The 16224-nt window shown below is 46.4% G+C and carries 18 protein-coding genes; 16 read left to right on the top strand and 2 right to left on the bottom strand.

The window, feature by feature from the left end; genetic code table 11:
* Window positions 1–139 precede the first annotated feature (139 nt).
* Genes ACXADP_RS16700 through ACXADP_RS16690 form a run of 3 tightly spaced genes read left to right on the top strand, consistent with a single transcriptional unit; the run spans window position 140 to window position 1798 of the window.
* A complete protein-coding gene (locus ACXADP_RS16700) occupies window positions 140–607 on the top strand; it encodes a low molecular weight protein-tyrosine-phosphatase (RefSeq protein WP_474967589.1) in 468 nt (155 codons plus the stop codon).
* Between the two features lie 12 nt (window positions 608–619).
* The gene (locus tag ACXADP_RS16695) at window positions 620–946 is read left to right on the top strand and encodes a hypothetical protein (RefSeq protein WP_027956162.1); all 327 of its coding nucleotides are present in this window, start codon (window positions 620–622) and stop codon (window positions 944–946) included.
* 21 nt (window positions 947–967) lie between these two features.
* Window positions 968–1798, top strand: a complete 831-nt coding sequence (locus ACXADP_RS16690) for a YihY/virulence factor BrkB family protein (protein WP_474967590.1) — start codon at window positions 968–970, stop codon at window positions 1796–1798.
* A 202-nt stretch (window positions 1799–2000) separates the two neighbouring features.
* Here ACXADP_RS16690 and ACXADP_RS16685 read toward each other — a convergent pair whose 3' ends face one another.
* Window positions 2001–3854 carry a heavy metal translocating P-type ATPase gene (locus ACXADP_RS16685; RefSeq protein WP_474970353.1) on the bottom strand — a complete coding sequence of 618 codons (1854 nt, stop codon included), beginning with the start codon at window positions 3852–3854 and terminating at the stop codon, window positions 2001–2003.
* A gap of 297 nt (window positions 3855–4151) precedes the next feature.
* Here ACXADP_RS16685 and ACXADP_RS16680 point away from each other — a divergent pair, with 297 nt between their 5' ends.
* The 6 genes from ACXADP_RS16680 (at window position 4152) to ACXADP_RS16655 (ending at window position 9151) form a co-directional block, all read left to right on the top strand.
* Window positions 4152–5033 carry a transporter substrate-binding domain-containing protein gene (locus ACXADP_RS16680; protein WP_474967591.1) on the top strand — a complete coding sequence of 294 codons (882 nt, stop codon included), beginning with the start codon at window positions 4152–4154 and terminating at the stop codon, window positions 5031–5033.
* A 10-nt stretch (window positions 5034–5043) separates the two neighbouring features.
* Complete coding sequence (locus ACXADP_RS16675) at window positions 5044–5736, top strand: amino acid ABC transporter permease (RefSeq protein ID WP_474967592.1); 693 nt, start codon at window positions 5044–5046, stop codon at window positions 5734–5736.
* Window positions 5737–5888: 152 nt separating this feature from the next.
* The gene (locus ACXADP_RS16670; RefSeq protein WP_027956157.1) at window positions 5889–6653 is read left to right on the top strand and encodes a metal ABC transporter ATP-binding protein; all 765 of its coding nucleotides are present in this window, start codon (window positions 5889–5891) and stop codon (window positions 6651–6653) included.
* 14 nt (window positions 6654–6667) lie between these two features.
* Complete coding sequence (locus ACXADP_RS16665; protein ID WP_027956156.1) at window positions 6668–7525, top strand: metal ABC transporter permease; 858 nt, start codon at window positions 6668–6670, stop codon at window positions 7523–7525.
* Window positions 7522–7932, top strand: a complete 411-nt coding sequence (locus tag ACXADP_RS16660; RefSeq protein WP_474967593.1) for a Fur family transcriptional regulator — start codon at window positions 7522–7524, stop codon at window positions 7930–7932. Before ACXADP_RS16665 ends, ACXADP_RS16660 begins: the two co-directional genes overlap by 4 nt.
* A gap of 127 nt (window positions 7933–8059) precedes the next feature.
* Entirely contained in the window at window positions 8060–9151 is a 1092-nt protein-coding gene (locus tag ACXADP_RS16655; protein ID WP_474971955.1) for a metal ABC transporter solute-binding protein, Zn/Mn family, read from the top strand.
* A gap of 15 nt (window positions 9152–9166) precedes the next feature.
* Here the strand turns inward: ACXADP_RS16655 and ACXADP_RS16650 are convergent, their stop codons facing one another.
* On the bottom strand, window positions 9167–10345 hold the full coding sequence (locus ACXADP_RS16650; RefSeq protein WP_474967595.1) for an MFS transporter: 1179 nt from the start codon (window positions 10343–10345) through the stop codon (window positions 9167–9169).
* Between the two features lie 147 nt (window positions 10346–10492).
* On the opposite strand from ACXADP_RS16650, the gene ACXADP_RS16645 reads away from it, so the two are divergent.
* The 7 genes from ACXADP_RS16645 (at window position 10493) to ACXADP_RS16615 (ending at window position 16116) form a co-directional block, all read left to right on the top strand.
* Window positions 10493–10882 carry an OsmC family protein gene (locus ACXADP_RS16645; RefSeq protein WP_474967596.1) on the top strand — a complete coding sequence of 130 codons (390 nt, stop codon included), beginning with the start codon at window positions 10493–10495 and terminating at the stop codon, window positions 10880–10882.
* A gap of 109 nt (window positions 10883–10991) precedes the next feature.
* Complete coding sequence (locus ACXADP_RS16640; RefSeq protein ID WP_027956151.1) at window positions 10992–11609, top strand: YczE/YyaS/YitT family protein; 618 nt, start codon at window positions 10992–10994, stop codon at window positions 11607–11609.
* Window positions 11610–11666: 57 nt separating this feature from the next.
* Window positions 11667–12464, top strand: a complete 798-nt coding sequence (locus ACXADP_RS16635; protein ID WP_027956150.1) for a YfkD famly protein — start codon at window positions 11667–11669, stop codon at window positions 12462–12464.
* A gap of 148 nt (window positions 12465–12612) precedes the next feature.
* Entirely contained in the window at window positions 12613–12765 is a 153-nt protein-coding gene (locus ACXADP_RS16630; RefSeq protein ID WP_474970354.1) for an SE1561 family protein, read from the top strand.
* A gap of 109 nt (window positions 12766–12874) precedes the next feature.
* Window positions 12875–14182, top strand: a complete 1308-nt coding sequence (locus ACXADP_RS16625; RefSeq protein ID WP_474967597.1) for a Na+/H+ antiporter family protein — start codon at window positions 12875–12877, stop codon at window positions 14180–14182.
* 86 nt (window positions 14183–14268) lie between these two features.
* On the top strand, window positions 14269–15048 hold the full coding sequence (gene pdaA, locus ACXADP_RS16620; protein WP_474967598.1) for a delta-lactam-biosynthetic de-N-acetylase: 780 nt from the start codon (window positions 14269–14271) through the stop codon (window positions 15046–15048).
* A 198-nt stretch (window positions 15049–15246) separates the two neighbouring features.
* A complete protein-coding gene (locus ACXADP_RS16615; protein WP_474967599.1) occupies window positions 15247–16116 on the top strand; it encodes a DNA-3-methyladenine glycosylase family protein in 870 nt (289 codons plus the stop codon).
* Window positions 16117–16224 lie beyond the last annotated feature (108 nt).

Below are 16224 nucleotides of genomic sequence, written 5' to 3'. Positions count from 1 at the left end.
CTTTTTATAAAATGGTGTCGAAAAGCGGTTCAGGGAGAGACGTAAAGGGAATTAAATGGAAGAATAGTTGCACCAGGCAGGATTATGTGTCACCTTATAGAATTAGTACAGTTAGAAATACTATGATGGAGGAACCAACATGATACGAGTTTTATTTGTTTGTCTCGGCAACATCTGCAGGTCGCCGATGGCTGAAGCGGTCTTCAGGAACCTGGTGGAAAAAGAAAACCTCAGCGATCGGATATCTGTAGATTCCGCAGGGACCGGTCATTGGCATACGGGGTCACAGCCTCATGAGGGAACACAGGACATTTTAGATAGGAATAATGTCTCCTATGAAGGCATGACCGCTCGTCAGGTCAGGGAAACGGACTGGGATGAGTTCGACTACCTTGTTGCCATGGACCAGAAAAATCTTCAGGATCTTCACAGCATCCGGCAGAAAGATGGAGTCACTGTGACCAAGCTGATGGACTATCTTCCGCAGTTGGATGTGGATGAAGTGCCCGACCCGTACTACACAGGGAATTTCGATTACGTTTATGACCTTGTCCAGCAGGGATGTGCCGAACTGCTGGCCTCGATAAAAAAAGAATATAAACTTTGAGGAGGAAGAAACATGGGACAGACATTATGGAAGGGAATTCTGATCGGTGCTGCGGCAGGTGCTGCAGCTGCCTTGATTGATAAAGATACACGCACAATGGTTGGCCGGAAATCGAAAGCCGCCGGATCCAAGTGCCGTCAGATTGCTGCAAGTCCGTCAGAAGCTGTTCACTCTCTGCGGGTAAGCTATGAATCGTTTTCCAAGCAGTTGAACAAAGGAGTCGAAGATCTTCTTGAATTATTAGACAAGGCAGAGAGTATGCTAAATAAAGTAGGGGAAATCAATCAGGAGGTCAACGACCAGTTGAGAGCTGCGGACAATTCCGACAACGCTTCCTGATTTCAGGAGTGATGGAATATCATGAAAGTCATCAAGAATTTCTTCCGGGAACTTTTCACCCGGTTCGGGGAGGATGATGTAGGCGGCATGGCTGCCCAGCTTGCCTACTTCTTTCTGTTATCATTATTTCCATTTATGATATTCCTGCTCACGCTTCTAGGGTATCTACATATTGATGAACAGCGCGTTCTCACATTCGTAAGTGCGTATGCTCCTGCAGATACGTTCGAGATCATTACGGAAAACGTCACCTCCCTGTTTTCAGATGAAAACGGAAGCCTGTTATCCATTGGGCTGATAGGAACACTTTGGGCTGCATCGAACGGAGTCAATGCGATTATGCGTGCCTTTAACAGAGCCCACAGCGTGAAGGAGAGCCGGTCCTTTATCGTTTCAAGAATGATCGCCATCGTCTTGACCATCGCTATGGTCGTTGTCATCGGGATCGCTTTTCTGCTTCCGGTAGCGGGGCAGGCCATCGGAGTTCATTTGTTTTCTTATTTCGGTTTATCCGAAAGCTTTATCGGCTTATGGAATGGACTGCGCTGGGTCATTTCCTCGGTCATTTTCTATGTCGTTCTTTCCTTCCTTTATGTAACGGCCCCGAATAAGCGGTTGAAATACAGGGATACCGTAGGAGGAGCCGTTTTTGCTACCATCAGCTGGCAGCTTGTATCGCTGTTGTTCTCCTTTTATGTGAGCAATCTGGGAAACTTCTCAGCGATGTATGGAAGTCTTGGAGGGGTGATCGTCCTGATGATCTGGCTTTATCTTTCCGGGATCGTCATTATTCTCGGTGGTGAGATCAATGCCATGGCCTACCACCGCAGGACAGAAGATACATGGGGATGAAAAGAAGCTGTCGGGGTTACACCCGACAGCTTTTTTTACAGGCATTCTGCTGAATTTGTCTTATCATCGTTTCGTTTCAGGGCCGTATAAAACGCTCGCAGCTCTTATCTTTTGTAAATGATCCAGTCAGAAAAGGAGCATGGATATGAAGAGGAGCGTTCGGCTGTAATGCCTCCAGGAACAGCGCTGGCTGTTTACATTTTTAATTTTTCAAGAGGCGGAGTCCGTTCAGGATGACAAGAATCGTGCTTCCTTCATGGCCGATGACGCCAAGCGGAAGATCCAGCCACTGGAGAAAGTTACTCATGATCAGCAGCATAATGACGGTGATAGAAAAAATGACGTTCTGTTTAATAATCCGGTTCATGCGTTTGGAAAGTTCCATGGCACGCGCGATTTTCGGAAGATCATTTTTCATAAGGACAACATCAGCTGTCTCTAAGGCGACATCTGTACCTTCTCCCATAGCAACTCCTACATCAGCCTCTGCCAGTGCCGGAGCATCATTAATGCCGTCTCCGACCATAGCGACGTGAGGGAAGTGCTGTTTCAACCGCTTGATTTCCTCCAGCTTTTGATCAGGAAGACATTCGGAAATGTATTGGTCCAGTCCTGCTTCTCGAGCAATGGCCTCCGCTGTGGCAGCATTATCTCCAGTCAGCATAATTGTATAAATCCCCTGATCCTTCAGTATCTGTACCGCCCGTTTCGTATCCTCTCTTACCGTATCCTTCAAGGCAAGAAGGGCCGAAACGAGCCCGTTCCGTTTTACGAAGATGACGGTCTTCCCTTCAGCAGCTAATGTGGAAAACAATCCTCCCTCAAAACTGGAGCAGTCGTCCCGTCCAATGAAATCGGCTTTTCCAATCGCCCATTCCTCACCTTTGTACCAGCCGCTTACACCGTTACCGCTGTGATTTTTTACGTCCTCAACGTTTACAAAAGGAACTTTCTGCCCGGCGGCAAAGGTCACGACGGCTTTTGCGAGAGGATGGTTGGATTGCTGCTCAATGGATGCTGCCACAGATAACAGGTCATCAGCGGCCTCTTTGTCCGTGGTGACGAAATCCGTTACGACCGGCTGCCCTTTTGTGAGGGTCCCGGTTTTATCAAAGGCGAAAGCTTTGATGGAAGACAAGTGTTCAAGGTGGACGCCGCCTTTGAATAGTATCCCCTGACGTGCCCCATTGGTAATAGCTGAAAGGGTGGCCGGCATAATAGAGGCGACCAGTGCGCATGGGGAGGCGACCACAAGCAGAATCATCGCCCTGTACAAAGTTTCCATCCAGGTCCATCCAAATAAGAAGTGCGGCAGAAACATCATGACAGCTACTGCTCCAAGCACAGCTTTGACATACGTGCTTTCAAACCGTTCGATAAACAGCTGGGAAGGCGATTTTTCGCTTTGTGCGTTTTGAACCATGGTAATGATTTTCTGGAATAAGGTTTCCTTTGACTCTTTTGTCACTTCTACAAGCAGGCTTCCATCGATATTCATCGTACCTGCAAAGACCTCGTGATCCATTCCCTTGGAAGCAGGCATGGACTCTCCTGTGATCGTGCTTTCATCCAAAGTGGATGTTCCTTCAGAAATGACTCCGTCAGCCGGAACACGTTCCCCTGGCTTCACACGAATGACATCTCCGACGGTTAATCGTTCTACAGGCACCCATTGTTGATGTCCATTTGTAACAAGCAGCGCCTGCTCCGGCTGCAGGTTCATGAGGGAGGAGATTTCCTTATGGCTCTTATTCATCGTATAGGTTTCCATAGCTCCGCTTAAAGAAAAAATGAAAATCAGGATGGCTCCTTCAGTCCAGTAACCGATGGAGGCCGATCCAACAGCGGCCAGGATCATCAGCAGCTCTACATTCAATGACCGGTCTTCCAGCGTTTCTTCTAATCCCTCTTTCGCCTTGGCAAATCCACCAATGATAAAGGCGGAAAGGTACAAAGTGATGTACACAGGGGGAGACCAGTAGTTTTCTCCTATCCAGGCAGAAAGCAGAAGCATACCACTGACAAGAGCGGCAATCAGTTCGGCGTGCTCTTTCATATGTCCTGGGAATTTCAGTTCCTTCCAATGTTTCGGGTAAGGAAACGTGCGGGTTTCATTCACTTGATTCTCAGCTCCTTTTACATAATTGAAAATGAAATTCATTCACAATTAATTATAAGATTTATTATTTTATAATCATTATAATCTGAGTATGGTATTATCATAGCACACTGGACGGAAAAGTCCACAAAAAATTTCCCAGCCGATAAAAATGGACAGCACAGTTGATTTGACAGGTGTCAAGTTGCTATATTAAACAGGTGACACGAATAAAAATGGAGGGTGGAAAGAACGATGCGCAAAGCTTTTATACTTATGAGCATGTTACTGCTGGCTGTGATTGTGGCTGCTTGTGGATCAAGTGAAGACACAGGGGACAGTGGTTCAAATAATGGAAGCGAAGAAGCTTCTGACAGTAAGTGGAGTGAAATTCAGGAAGAAGGAGAAATCGTCGTCGGGACATCCGGCACACTTTTCCCGGCTTCCTACTACCCGGAAGGCTCCGATGAAATGACCGGGTATGATGTGGAGATCATGCGCGAAGTCGCCGACCGCCTTGGTCTTGAATTGAAATTTGAGGAATATGGTGTCGATGGACTGCTTTCTGCGATTAACAGCGGCCGGATTGATGCCGTTATTAATGATATGGAAGTTACGAAGGAGCGCCAAAAACAATTTACGTTCAGTGAACCTTACAAATACTCCTATTCCACGATGATTGTGCGGGAGTCTGATTTGTCCGGCATTGAAAAACTGGAGGACCTTGAAGGCAAGACCCATGGTGGTGGAGCGACAACGGTATTCTCCCAGATTGCGGAACATTTCGGTGCGGATACGAAAACATACGGAAATGTCACCAATGATGTCTACCTTCGTGATGTGGAGAATGGAAACACAGACTTCATTATCAATGACTACTATTTACAGTCCCTGGCCCTGCAGGCTTTAACAGATATTGAAGTTCAGCTTCATCCAGATTTGAAATTCCATCCGACGAACTCAGCTATTGTGATGCCGAAAGAAGCAGAAACAATGAAAGAGGAAATGGATGCCGTACTGGCTGAAATGAAGGAAGATGGAACATTAACAGAATTGTCCGAAGAGTTCTTCGGCGGCCAGGATGCTTCGAAGGAACCGGAAGAGGATATCCGCGAAATCGAAGGCCTGGATTTATAAGGGTTAGGAAATGTTTGGCATTGAAGTAAACGAAATACAAGTCGAGAAGCTCTTTAATGCAGAGCGGGCCTGGTCCAACCTTCCTTTTATCCTGGAAGGTGTGCCTCTTACTTTATTAGTAGCAGTCATTGGAATGGCCATCGGTCTCATTCTTGGTTTTTTCCTGGCATTGGCACGTGGGTCCAGTCGTATCTGGCTCCGATGGCCGGCGAGGTTTTATATTTCCTTCATGAGAGGAACGCCTATCCTCGTTTATTTATTTGTCCTTTATTTCGGACTGCCGGTTGTAGGATTGAAACTGCCGGCAACGACGGCTGCCATTATCGGATTCGGAACCAACAGTGCTGCTTATATTGCTGAAATCAACCGGGCTTCCTTAAACAGTGTGTCCAACGGGCAGTGGGAGTCCGCCCGTGCTCTTGGATTTACGTACTGGCAGACGATACGCAGGATTATTATGCCGCAGGCGACGAGGATCGCCATTCCACCATTAGGAAATGTGTTTCTTGATTTGTTGAAGGCCACCTCACTTGCAGCCATGATCTCCGTTCCGGAAATTTTGAATAAAGCACAGATTGCAGCAGGACGGACAGTGGATTCCATGACCATGTATATTACAGCAGCATTGATCTACTGGCCGCTGACGATGATTTTCTCAGCACTGCAGGATTATCTGGAAAGAAGAAACAATCGGTATTTATAATATTCAAAGACCAGTGCAGGGTTCCCTGTCCTGGTCTTTTGCTTTACATAAAGAAAAATAGGGTACTTCTCTCTTGATTCCTCAGGCAACCTCCTATATGATAGGGAAAGAATTTTAAATCGTAATGATTATTATCTTGAGAGGGATGGACCATGAGTGAACAAACCATTGTAAAGTTGGACAATGTCTCCTTTAAATATGAGAGAGAAACGGTCGTTCAGGATGTAGATCTTGAGATTAAATCAGGTCAGTTCCTTGGACTGGTGGGACCTAACGGATCAGGGAAGTCGACACTCATTAAATTGATGCTCGGACTCGAGAAGCCTGATAAAGGAACGATCCAGTTGTTCGGCAGACCACTGAAACAGTATAAAGACTGGCAGGAAATCGGTTTTGTCTCCCAAAAGGCGAACAGTTTCAATTCCGGATTCCCCGCAACAGTTCTGGAGGTCGTAAAGACCGGTCTCGTATCGAGGATAGGCACGTTTAAATTTTTCAATAAAAAACATAAAGAGAAAGCGATGGATGCTCTGCGCACAGTGGAGATGGAAGAATACGCGCATGCCGGCATTGGTGATCTTTCCGGCGGTCAGCAGCAGCGTGTGTTCATAGCAAGAGCTCTTGTCAGTGATCCATCATTGATGATTCTGGACGAGCCCACCGTCGGAGTCGATGCTAAGCATGTCACCGAATTTTATGACCTGCTCGGCAGATTGAACAAGGAGCGGGGCATTACGCTGCTTATGATCAGCCATGATATTGGAACGATTACAGACCATGCCACCCATGTGGTGTGCATGAACAAGACGGTCCATTTCCATGGACAGTCGGAGGAATACAAGGAATTCAGTGAAGAGGATTTGAATCAGCTTTATGGATACGCCGTTCAGCAGCTGACTCACAATCACAGTCACTAAGGAGGAAAAAGAGCGTGCTTGAAAGTTTTATGCAATTTGAGTTTTTACAGAATGCAGCGATTACAGGTCTTTTGATTGGCATTGTCGCTCCTCTCCTTGGAGTGTTCATAGTCGTACGACGCTTATCGTTGATTGCTGACGCCTTGTCCCACATCACACTGACAGGGATTGCGGCCAGTCTTCTGTTGGAAAAGAGAGTATCATCCATCGATGACTGGAACCCGGTTTATATGGGCATGGCGTTTTCTGTAGCCGGTGCCATTTTGATTGAACGGTTGAGAAAAGTATATAAACACTACGAAGAACTGGCGATCCCTATTATTTTATCCGGAGGGATTGGACTTGGTGTCATTTTGATTTCCCTGGCGGACGGATTTAATACGGACTTGTTCAGTTACTTGTTCGGAAGTGTTACAGCGGTAAGCCGCGACAGTATGTGGACGGTATTATTGGTAACCGTGATCGTTATTTTTATCGTTATTTTCTTTTATAAGGAATTGTTCGTTCTATCGTTTGATGAGGAACATGCGTCGGTATCAGGGGTGAACGGCCGTTGGATTCATTTATTATTTATTGTTATGGTGGCGCTTGTGATTGCTTCCGCCATGCAGGTCGTCGGCATTCTGCTCGTATCAGCGCTGATGACGCTGCCTGTGGCTTCCGCACTCCGGATTGCCACAAGCTTTAAGCAGACGATCGGGCTTTCCATCGCGTTTGGGGAAGTCTCTGTCATGGTCGGGCTGTACTCCTCCTACCACCTGAGCGTACCTCCGGGTGGAACGATTGTCGTCATGGCCATCTTGATTCTGGTAATGTCTATTATTTATAAAAATGTTAGAAACCAGCAATGGATAAAGGGTGAGGCTTCATGAATGTGGAAACAGCATTGCAGAGATTGAAGGAAAAGGGATATAAGCGAACCAAGCAGCGCGAACGTATGCTGAAGATTTTTTCTGGTCAGGACCAGTATATTGCGGCTAAGGAAATTCTTAAGGAATTTCAGGGATATTTCCCGAGCGTCAGTTATGATACGATCTATCGGAACCTTTATATGCTGACGGAGGTTGATATTCTGGAGTCGACAGAACTGGGGGGCGAAAAGCATTTCCGCCTCAGCTGTGATACGGACGGCCACCATCATCATTTCATCTGCACAGACTGTGGAAAAACTAAATCCATCGCCTTTTGTCCGATGGAAAACGTGCATGAGAATTTGAAAGGCTATGATATTGAAAACCATAAGTTTGAAATTTATGGCAAATGTCCGCGGTGTCATTAAACAGATGGGAAAGGGTGTCTTCACAGGCATCCTTTCCTTTATTGATTAAAAGGTAATGGTTACTGTTTACAAACCGTAATGATTACGCTAAGATTTGGGCAGAACCATTTGGAGAGGACGAAATCATATGAAGAAATTTGGTATATTATCGTTTTTATTAACAGCAGTTTTTCTTCTCAGTGCCTGTGGAAGTGAAGAAACTTCAGGGGATGGGAAGGAAGGAGAAGAGAGCGGGGACACTATCAAGGTGTATACAACAGTTTACCCGCTTCAATTTTTCACCAGTGAAATCGGGGGAGACACGGTAGATGTGGAAACGATCCTTCCGCCAGGGTCTGACGCGCACACGTACGAACCTACAACAAAAGAAATGGTGGATATGGCCGGGGCCGATTTGTTCGTTTACAACGGAGCAGGCCTTGAAGGGTACGCCCAGAAAATCTCTGAAGCTTTGAAACCTGAGGGGACAACCGTGTTGGAAGCGGCCGGCGATATGGACCTGCAAGAGCGTGTTCATGATCATGGAGCGGAAGACAGCCATGAAGGTGAGACAGCGGAAGAACATGCTGAGCATGACCACAACCATGAGGGAGAAACAGAAGAAGAGCATGCCGGGCATGACCACAGTCATGAGAGCGAAACAGAGGAAGAGCACGCGGAGCATGAAGACAGCCACGAAGGACATGATCATGGGGAGAATGATCCGCACGTCTGGCTCGACCCGGTTCGGTCCATTGAACTCGCTGAAGGTATTAAAGAGCAGCTTATTGAGTTGAATCCTGAAAAGGAAGACCTGTATGAAGAAAACTTCGAGGCCTTAAAAGGAAAACTTACAGCGTTGGACGAGCAGTTTCATAAACAAGTGGAATCACAGCCGAAAGACAAAATCATCGTTTCTCATGCGGCCTACGGCTACTGGGAGGAAGCTTACGGCATCGACCAGATTGCAGTGTCCGGCCTGAGTCCGACGAATGAACCTTCCCAGAAAGACTTGGAGGAAATCATTGAACTGGCAGAGGAAGAGGAGCTCCGCTACGTGATTTTTGAACAAAATGTCACTCCTAAAGTATCAAAAGTCATTCAGGATGAAATCGGTGCAGAGCCTCTACAGTTCCATAATCTTGCTGTGTTGACGGAAGAAGATGTAGAGAATGAAGAAGATTACTTCTCCTTGATGGAACAAAACCTGGAAGTGCTTTATAAAGCACTCGCAGAATAAACAAACAGGCAGCCCTTAGGATGGGGCTGCCTGTTTTTTCTCTAACGGAAGAGGTTTGTACAAGAATATCGCTGTCAGAACGACAACCAACAGGGATACGATGACATAAAAGAATGAAAGGTCCGGCCACAGGTCCAGAACGAATCCTGATAAGAATGGACCTAGAATACTTCCGATACTGAAAGACATCCCGCAGAGAATGTTTCCCGCGGGAAGGAGTTCCTTAGGTAGAAGGTCGGTCATATAGGAAATCCCCAAGGAAAAGAGAGAGCCCACAAAAAGCCCGCCTAAGGCGAAGGAGGCAAAAAGCCAAGGGATCGATCCTTCAAAAGCTGCAGCGAGCAGAAAGGCGGCAATGCCTCCCGTCACGACCGTTATTATCACTTTCTTTCTCCCAATATGGTCACTTAATATGCCTAGAGGAATCTGCGAAAATAAACTGGCCGCAGCAAAGGAAGGGATGATGAACGATAACATGTTCACATCGTGTCCGATCCGCATGCCGTACACGGGGAAAATCCCATGCAGGGTGGCTTCCAGAAAGCCATAGGCAAGAGGCGGCAAAAAGGCCGGCCATGCCAGACGGATACTCCGGCCGAAACGTTTCCATGAACTTGTCCCATAAGCAGTGGCCTGCTCGGTTGGCGGCTTTTCGCTGCGAACGCGCAGGAGCAGCAGCCACACCATGAAACTTAAGAAGGAAGACAGGAGAAACGGAACGAAAATCCCGAATTCCAACAGGTTGGTCATTAATGGACCAAGGGTGAATCCGACACTGAAAAACAAACCATAATAGGCAATGCTGCGCCCTCGGTTCTGCGGGTCCGAGGAAGCGGTGATCCATGTCTGGGTACCGAAGTGGAGAATCTGGTCACCGATTCCGACAGCTACCCGGAGCATAAACCAGAACCACAGCGCCTGCCAGAAAGGAAAGAGCGCGAGTGAAACGAATACGAGCGCTCCCCCGAACAGTATGATGGCTTTGTAGCCGAACCGACGGAGTGGTTTTTCCATAAAAGGGGACGATAATAAAATTCCTATGTAAAGCCCCGTTGCATGTATCCCGTTCACAGAAGACGAAATCCCGTTCTGCTCAAGGATGACCGCGATGAGGGGGAGAAGCATGCCTTGGGAAAAGCCCGATATGGTGACAAGACCGATTAAAATCCAAAACCTGGTGCGATTAGAAACCATAGTCATCCTCCTGTTCTACACGCTTATCGTATCGGAAAAGGTGTCAAACAGGCAAGGTCGGGGCGGAAAGACGGTGTGGTTTCTTTTACAGAACGATCTATTATATAATGAACGCAAAGCCGTTAAGCGAAAGGAGTGAATAAACTGATGGAGTTTCATTTAAGAGAGAACGGCATCCGTACTTCTTTGGAATATGGACAGCTGGACATTTCCGGCGATGAAGCCAATGGTTTCCGCCCGTTTCAATTGATGGTGTCTTCGATTGCAGGGTGCAGCCTTGGGGTGTTCAGGAAAATCCTCGATAAACAGCGGATGAATTACGAAGATATACAGGTATCTGCGGAAGTAACGAGAAATCCCGATGAGGCGAACCGTATCGAAAAGATCCACCTGCACTTCGTTGTCAAAGGGTATCACTTGAATCAGGACAAGCTGTTGAAAAACCTGGAAATTTCCCGGAACAACTGCTCGATGGTTCAATCAGTAGAAAATAGTATAAATGTGGAAGAAACGCTTGAGTGTATCCAGTTAAGCTAGTAAAATATAAAGAGCATGAGTCCGACAGCCGGATTCACGCTCTTTTTTTGTGTCTTATGTACAGGTTTTCGGTTCAAAGCAACTTTGAAATAAAGAAATGAGGGAGACCATGAGAACATTAGTCATTAAAGGATTCTTTTATCTTGCAGGGTTGATTGTCATTGCGATGGGCGTCACACTAACGATTAAATCGAATCTGGGAGCTGGAGCGTGGGATGCCGTAAATGTCGGGCTGACGGAACAGATCGGACTTACAATTGGAACGTGGGTTATGGTCATTGGTGGTTTTCTGATTGTAACCAATGCACTGATTGCAAAAGAGAAGCCGGACCTGCCTGCGGTGATTACTATATTAGTACTTGGGAAATTCATCGATTTCTGGATGCTGCAGGTGTTTGACACCTTGGTGCTTCAAGCATTCTTCATGAAATTGATCACTTTAATCCTCGGAATTGTAATTATTGCCATCGGCGTATCGCTTTATCTGCAGCCGAAATTCTCCTTGAATCCTGTGGACGGGTTTATGGTCGCTCTCCAGAAGCGTTTCGGCTACAGCATTACCAAAGCTAAAACCATGACCGAGTCTTTTGCTCTCGTGCTGGCTCTTGTGCTTGGTGGCCCTATTGGTATCGGTACCATTGTAATTCTTCTGGGGATCGGGCCATGCATCCAGTTTTTCGACAGCAAAGCGAGCTATATGATGAACAAGCTAATTGCAGCAGAATAATGTATACTACGGGCCATCTTTCACAAGCTATAAAAAAAGTGAAAGGTGGCCCTTGATGTGAATAGAAAATGGCTGGGACTACTGCTGTTTATTTGTATTCTTACTTGGTTTGCTGCCGGTTCTGCCTCGGCTGAACCTAAGAAGAATGAAAAAGAAGAAGGCTCCATTCCGAATCACGTCTTAAACATATCCAAAGACAACACGTATCCGAACTCTACCGATGATCAGGAATTGCTGGAAGCGGAGGAAATTACGAAAGAGCTGATGGAGAATACGGAGGTCCGCATTACCAATCCCCAGTTGATTGAAATGCTGAATGAAACGTCCTTGAAGCCTTCTCCACTGGCGATTGGGTACAGAGGAGACATATTTCTTGGAAGGTGGCCGCTTTCCTATGATTCGAAAGAAACCAATATCAATTGGGAGTATCAGGAGATCAATACAAATGAACTGAACAACCACGGAGGAGAAAAGCAGGAGAAACTGAGTTATCTTCAAAAAGAAGAAAAAGCAGTCAAGGGTGGTCTGACCTCACGGATCAGCCACAGCGACCAGATGATGAAGCTGATTCTTCTGGAAGCTCAGAAAAACACAAAACTTCCGTTATCCTTTAACACCGTGATTGGTAAAGGAACAAAGCAGAATAATACGTACGGCATCCCGACCAACAAAGTAGGGGTCCTTCATGCGTTTGCACCGGCCGTGAATGAAAAAGGAGAAGTAGCTTTCGGTGATGTTTACATCCAGCTGAAGGGGTCGAAGAAGACACTCTCCGTTAAAAACGTGACCCGGCAGGGCATCGGAGCCTGGATCCCCATTCAGGATCACGTCAGCTTTTCCTTCGAATTAAAATGAGAAGACGCGCCGTCTGTACGAGAACAACACATTTGTTTTCGTACAGACGGCGCTTTTTTACAGCTGGGTGAAGCCGGTTCTGGACAGAGGCAGATACTTGTACTATGATGGACTGGACGTAAAACAGATAAAGGAGCTGAATCGTTACATGACGCAGCAGGAGAAGATGTCCAACTTGAAGCAGCGCCTGGAAGATTTTATGGGACGTTTAGATAACCTGGATCCTGAGCAGACGTCAGTGGAAGACATTGACCGCCTGATCTCTATGCTTGAATCCCTTGAGCGCAGCATGGACGAATAAGCAGCTTTCAGAATTGACTCTCTATTTTCCTGAGGGTTGATTTTTTCACCATCATACTTTATCATGATAAATCGCTAATGCATGAAACTACTGGAGAGGAGAATGTCTTATGGCATGGGCAGTTGTCGTTTCTGTCCTGGTGATGACCGTGTTAAGTTTATTACGCGTGAACGTCATCGTTGCCATTATCGCCGCGGGTTTAACCGCAGGTCTCATGAACGGGGAGAGCTTGACAGATGCGTTAACCCTTCTTGTTGACGGGATGGGAGAACAGGCGAATGTGGCATTAAGTTATATATTGCTGGGAGCTTTCGCGGTTGCGATCAGCTACTCAGGCATCACATCCATACTAGTCGGATTTTTACTGCGTGTTTTAAAGGATAAACGGACGATGATTGTTTTTGTCATTGCGTTCGTAGCCAGTCTTTCTCAGAACGTCATTCCTGTACACATTGCTTTTATACCGATTCTTATTCCACCGCTTTTGAAATTATTTGATGAAATGAAGCTGGACCGGAGAGCTGTAGCTGCCGCCTTAACCTTTGGTTTGAAGGCGCCGTATGTCATGATTCCGGTTGGCTTCGGCTATATTTTCCACGATACGATCAAGACATCCATGGAAACGAACGGCATTGACCTTGGGATTGGGAGTATTGCTTCATCCCTTATTATTCCCGGTTCGGGAATGATCGTCGGACTTTTCATCGCCATCTTCATTACTTACCGGAAACCGAGGGATCCTTCTGTCGTACCAGAAGATAAAGAAACGCCGGATGAAGAGGTTGTCCTTGATTCACGTTTCCAATTGAAACACCTTCTGACGCTTGCAGCCATGCTTGTGACCCTTATCATTCAGGCGGTCTGGTCGAATCTGATTCTGGCTGCTCTGGCCGGTATCATCCTGATGTTTATCTTCCGTGTCGTTCCGTTCAATAAAGGCGACAAGGTCATCAACGACGGCATCGGAATGATGGGTTTTATCGCTTTTGTGATGCTTGTCTCATCAGGTTATGCCAATGTATTGACCGCGACAGAATCTGTATCGGCGCTTGTAGAGCTCAGCTCCGACTATCTGGGGGATAACCAGGCTTTCATCGCCTTTATCCTGCTCCTGGTCGGACTGATTGTCACAATGGGAATCGGGTCTTCCTTTGCAACGATACCGATTCTTGCGGCTCTGTTCGTTCCGATCTGTGTGGCTGCCGGTTTTTCACCGATGGCAACGGCTGCACTGATTGGTACAGCAGGAGCTCTCGGTGATGCAGGTTCTCCGGCTTCAGACAGTACACTCGGTCCGACTTCAGGGTTGAATGCGGACGGCCGGCACAATCACATCTGGGATACTTGTGTACCGACATTTCTGCACTACAATATTCCATTGTTCATCTTCGGATGGGCCGCATCTTTATTTTTGTAAAAAGGCAGCGTGGGGAATTTTCCCACCTGTCTTTTTTTATATTCCTTTTTCCTTCACACATACTAAATAAAAAGCGAGGGATACACATGAGCAGGATAGTGAAGTTGATCACAGCCGTCCTAATGGTCTGTTTTTTTCCTTTAACCACCTATGCGGAAGGCTGGGGATATAATAAAAGCAAAAATGGTATGACACCGGATCCAGGCAGATATGGGCCGATGATTGAACAGCATCATGGTTTTTTTATGGATCCTTCTGAAGAACGTGTGGTTTATTTAACGTTTGATAATGGGTATGAACAAGGACATACCGGTCAGGTCCTGGATGTTCTTAAGGAAAAGGATGTTCCGGCTGCCTTCTTCGTGACCGGGCATTATATAGAGAGTGCGCCGGATCTTTTGAAGAGAATGGCTGACGAAGGACATATCATTGGAAACCATTCCTGGAGCCATCCTGATTTTACGCAGAGTTCCAAAGCGGAAATGGAAAAGGAATTACAGCGGGTGGAGGAAGCTGTCAAGGAAAAGACAGACCAGGATATTATGACCTTTCTTCGTCCGCCTCGAGGTATGTTCAATGCGCAGACATTGAAATGGGCAGAAGAATTGGGGTACACCCATGCGTTCTGGTCCGTCGCTTTTGTTGACTGGCATACTGACAGGCAGAAAGGGTGGGAGTACGCCTACCGCAGCGTTATGGATCAGATTCACCCCGGAGCCGTCATTCTCCTGCACACCGTTTCCAGTGATAATGCAGAAGCTCTTTCCCAAATGATTGATGAGCTCAGGAAAAGAGGCTATCGGTTTGGGAATTTAAATGAAATCTTGATGAAAAAGCTTGTCCCCGCCCCGGTGTGGGGATTATAAAATAGAATGCCGCCGTACACGTTGTACAGCGGCTTTTCGTTTTATGAAATCAGAGCAGGTGTCTGTGATTGTAATGTTTTGCTAAGTTTCATCAAAGCTTCTATGATAAAGGGAGAATTGGTCGGATAAGCCTCAGGTCTTCTTTCCTATTCTTGACAAAATAGAAAAACTAAAGGAATTGAAGGAGGAGAAACTCACGTGTGGAAAGAAAAATTAAAGGCAGTTAACTTTTACGATTTTGATTATACGCTACTCCGCTGGCAGCTGGACCCTTTAATTCATCTGGACAGAGAGGAACGATGGGTGGACATCCCTGTCAAGCTGAATGAGGACCATCATATAGTCAGAGTGCAGGCCCTTGGGACGACCCTTGATCCTGTTTTCTCTGTGCAGAGTGACAGCGATGAAGCCAGACCACAGCTCCTGAACTACATCAAGCATCTTTTTCAATGGGATGTTGATTTGGAGGGAATTCATCAGCATTTTTTGGACACCGACTTGGAACAATTATTCAGAAATCATCCGGGCACACCGATTGTGAAGGATTTTCACCTTTACGACTGTTTGATGAAAGTCATCATCCACCAGCAGTTGAATATGAAGTTCGCTTATACTCTGAGTACCAGGTTCGTAGAGACACTGGGCAGACAGAAAGACGGGGTATGGTTTTATCCTGATCCGGAAACGGTCGCTCAGACGCCATACGAAACACTGAGGGAACTGCAGTTCAGTCAGAGGAAAGCCGAGTATGTGATCGATACGTCCAAACGCATAGCAGAAGGGGAGCTGGACCTGCCGGCGCTGTCTGCTATGGAGAACGATGACATTATGAAACGTCTGGTGAAAGTCAGAGGAATCGGGCCATGGACAGCAGAAAACTGGATGATGTTCGGGCTCGGAAGGGAAAACTTATTCCCGAAAGCGGACATCGGCATCCAAAACGCGTTGAAGCACTACTTTCAAATGGAACGTAAACCGACAATAGAAGAAATGGGAGCATGGAGCCGGCCGTGGTCGCCTTATTTGAGCTACGCCTCGTTAACATTGTGGCGCAGTATTGAAGGGTGAAATTTCTGTCATATCGTTGTTCTTTTCAGCGTACAATGTTTAAAAAGCAAAAATAAAGGCTAAATCGTTAGAAAATATTCAAAATTTGTTAATTTTGCGTTATAATGA

The sequence above is a fragment of the Halobacillus sp. AWH4_228 genome, assembly GCF_056158365.1.
Note: the sequence above shows the minus strand (reverse complement) of the source record. Positions and strands in the feature narration are given on the sequence as shown.

Coding starts and splice junctions, on each gene's coding strand:
- ACXADP_RS16695 (WP_027956162.1), top strand. CDS start 620: ATGGGACAGACATTATGGAAGGGAATTCTGATCGGTGCTGCGGCAGGT.
- ACXADP_RS16685 (WP_474970353.1), bottom strand. CDS start 3,854: ATGAAAGAGCACGCCGAACTGATTGCCGCTCTTGTCAGTGGTATGCTT.
- ACXADP_RS16670 (WP_027956157.1), top strand. CDS start 5,889: ATGAGTGAACAAACCATTGTAAAGTTGGACAATGTCTCCTTTAAATAT.
- ACXADP_RS16645 (WP_474967596.1), top strand. CDS start 10,493: ATGGAGTTTCATTTAAGAGAGAACGGCATCCGTACTTCTTTGGAATAT.
- ACXADP_RS16675 (WP_474967592.1), top strand. CDS start 5,044: ATGTTTGGCATTGAAGTAAACGAAATACAAGTCGAGAAGCTCTTTAAT.
- ACXADP_RS16640 (WP_027956151.1), top strand. CDS start 10,992: ATGAGAACATTAGTCATTAAAGGATTCTTTTATCTTGCAGGGTTGATT.
- ACXADP_RS16625 (WP_474967597.1), top strand. CDS start 12,875: ATGGCATGGGCAGTTGTCGTTTCTGTCCTGGTGATGACCGTGTTAAGT.
- ACXADP_RS16680 (WP_474967591.1), top strand. CDS start 4,152: ATGCGCAAAGCTTTTATACTTATGAGCATGTTACTGCTGGCTGTGATT.
- ACXADP_RS16690 (WP_474967590.1), top strand. CDS start 968: ATGAAAGTCATCAAGAATTTCTTCCGGGAACTTTTCACCCGGTTCGGG.
- ACXADP_RS16655 (WP_474971955.1), top strand. CDS start 8,060: ATGAAGAAATTTGGTATATTATCGTTTTTATTAACAGCAGTTTTTCTT.
- ACXADP_RS16660 (WP_474967593.1), top strand. CDS start 7,522: ATGAATGTGGAAACAGCATTGCAGAGATTGAAGGAAAAGGGATATAAG.
- ACXADP_RS16650 (WP_474967595.1), bottom strand. CDS start 10,345: ATGGTTTCTAATCGCACCAGGTTTTGGATTTTAATCGGTCTTGTCACC.
- pdaA (WP_474967598.1), top strand. CDS start 14,269: ATGAGCAGGATAGTGAAGTTGATCACAGCCGTCCTAATGGTCTGTTTT.
- ACXADP_RS16700 (WP_474967589.1), top strand. CDS start 140: ATGATACGAGTTTTATTTGTTTGTCTCGGCAACATCTGCAGGTCGCCG.
- ACXADP_RS16630 (WP_474970354.1), top strand. CDS start 12,613: ATGACGCAGCAGGAGAAGATGTCCAACTTGAAGCAGCGCCTGGAAGAT.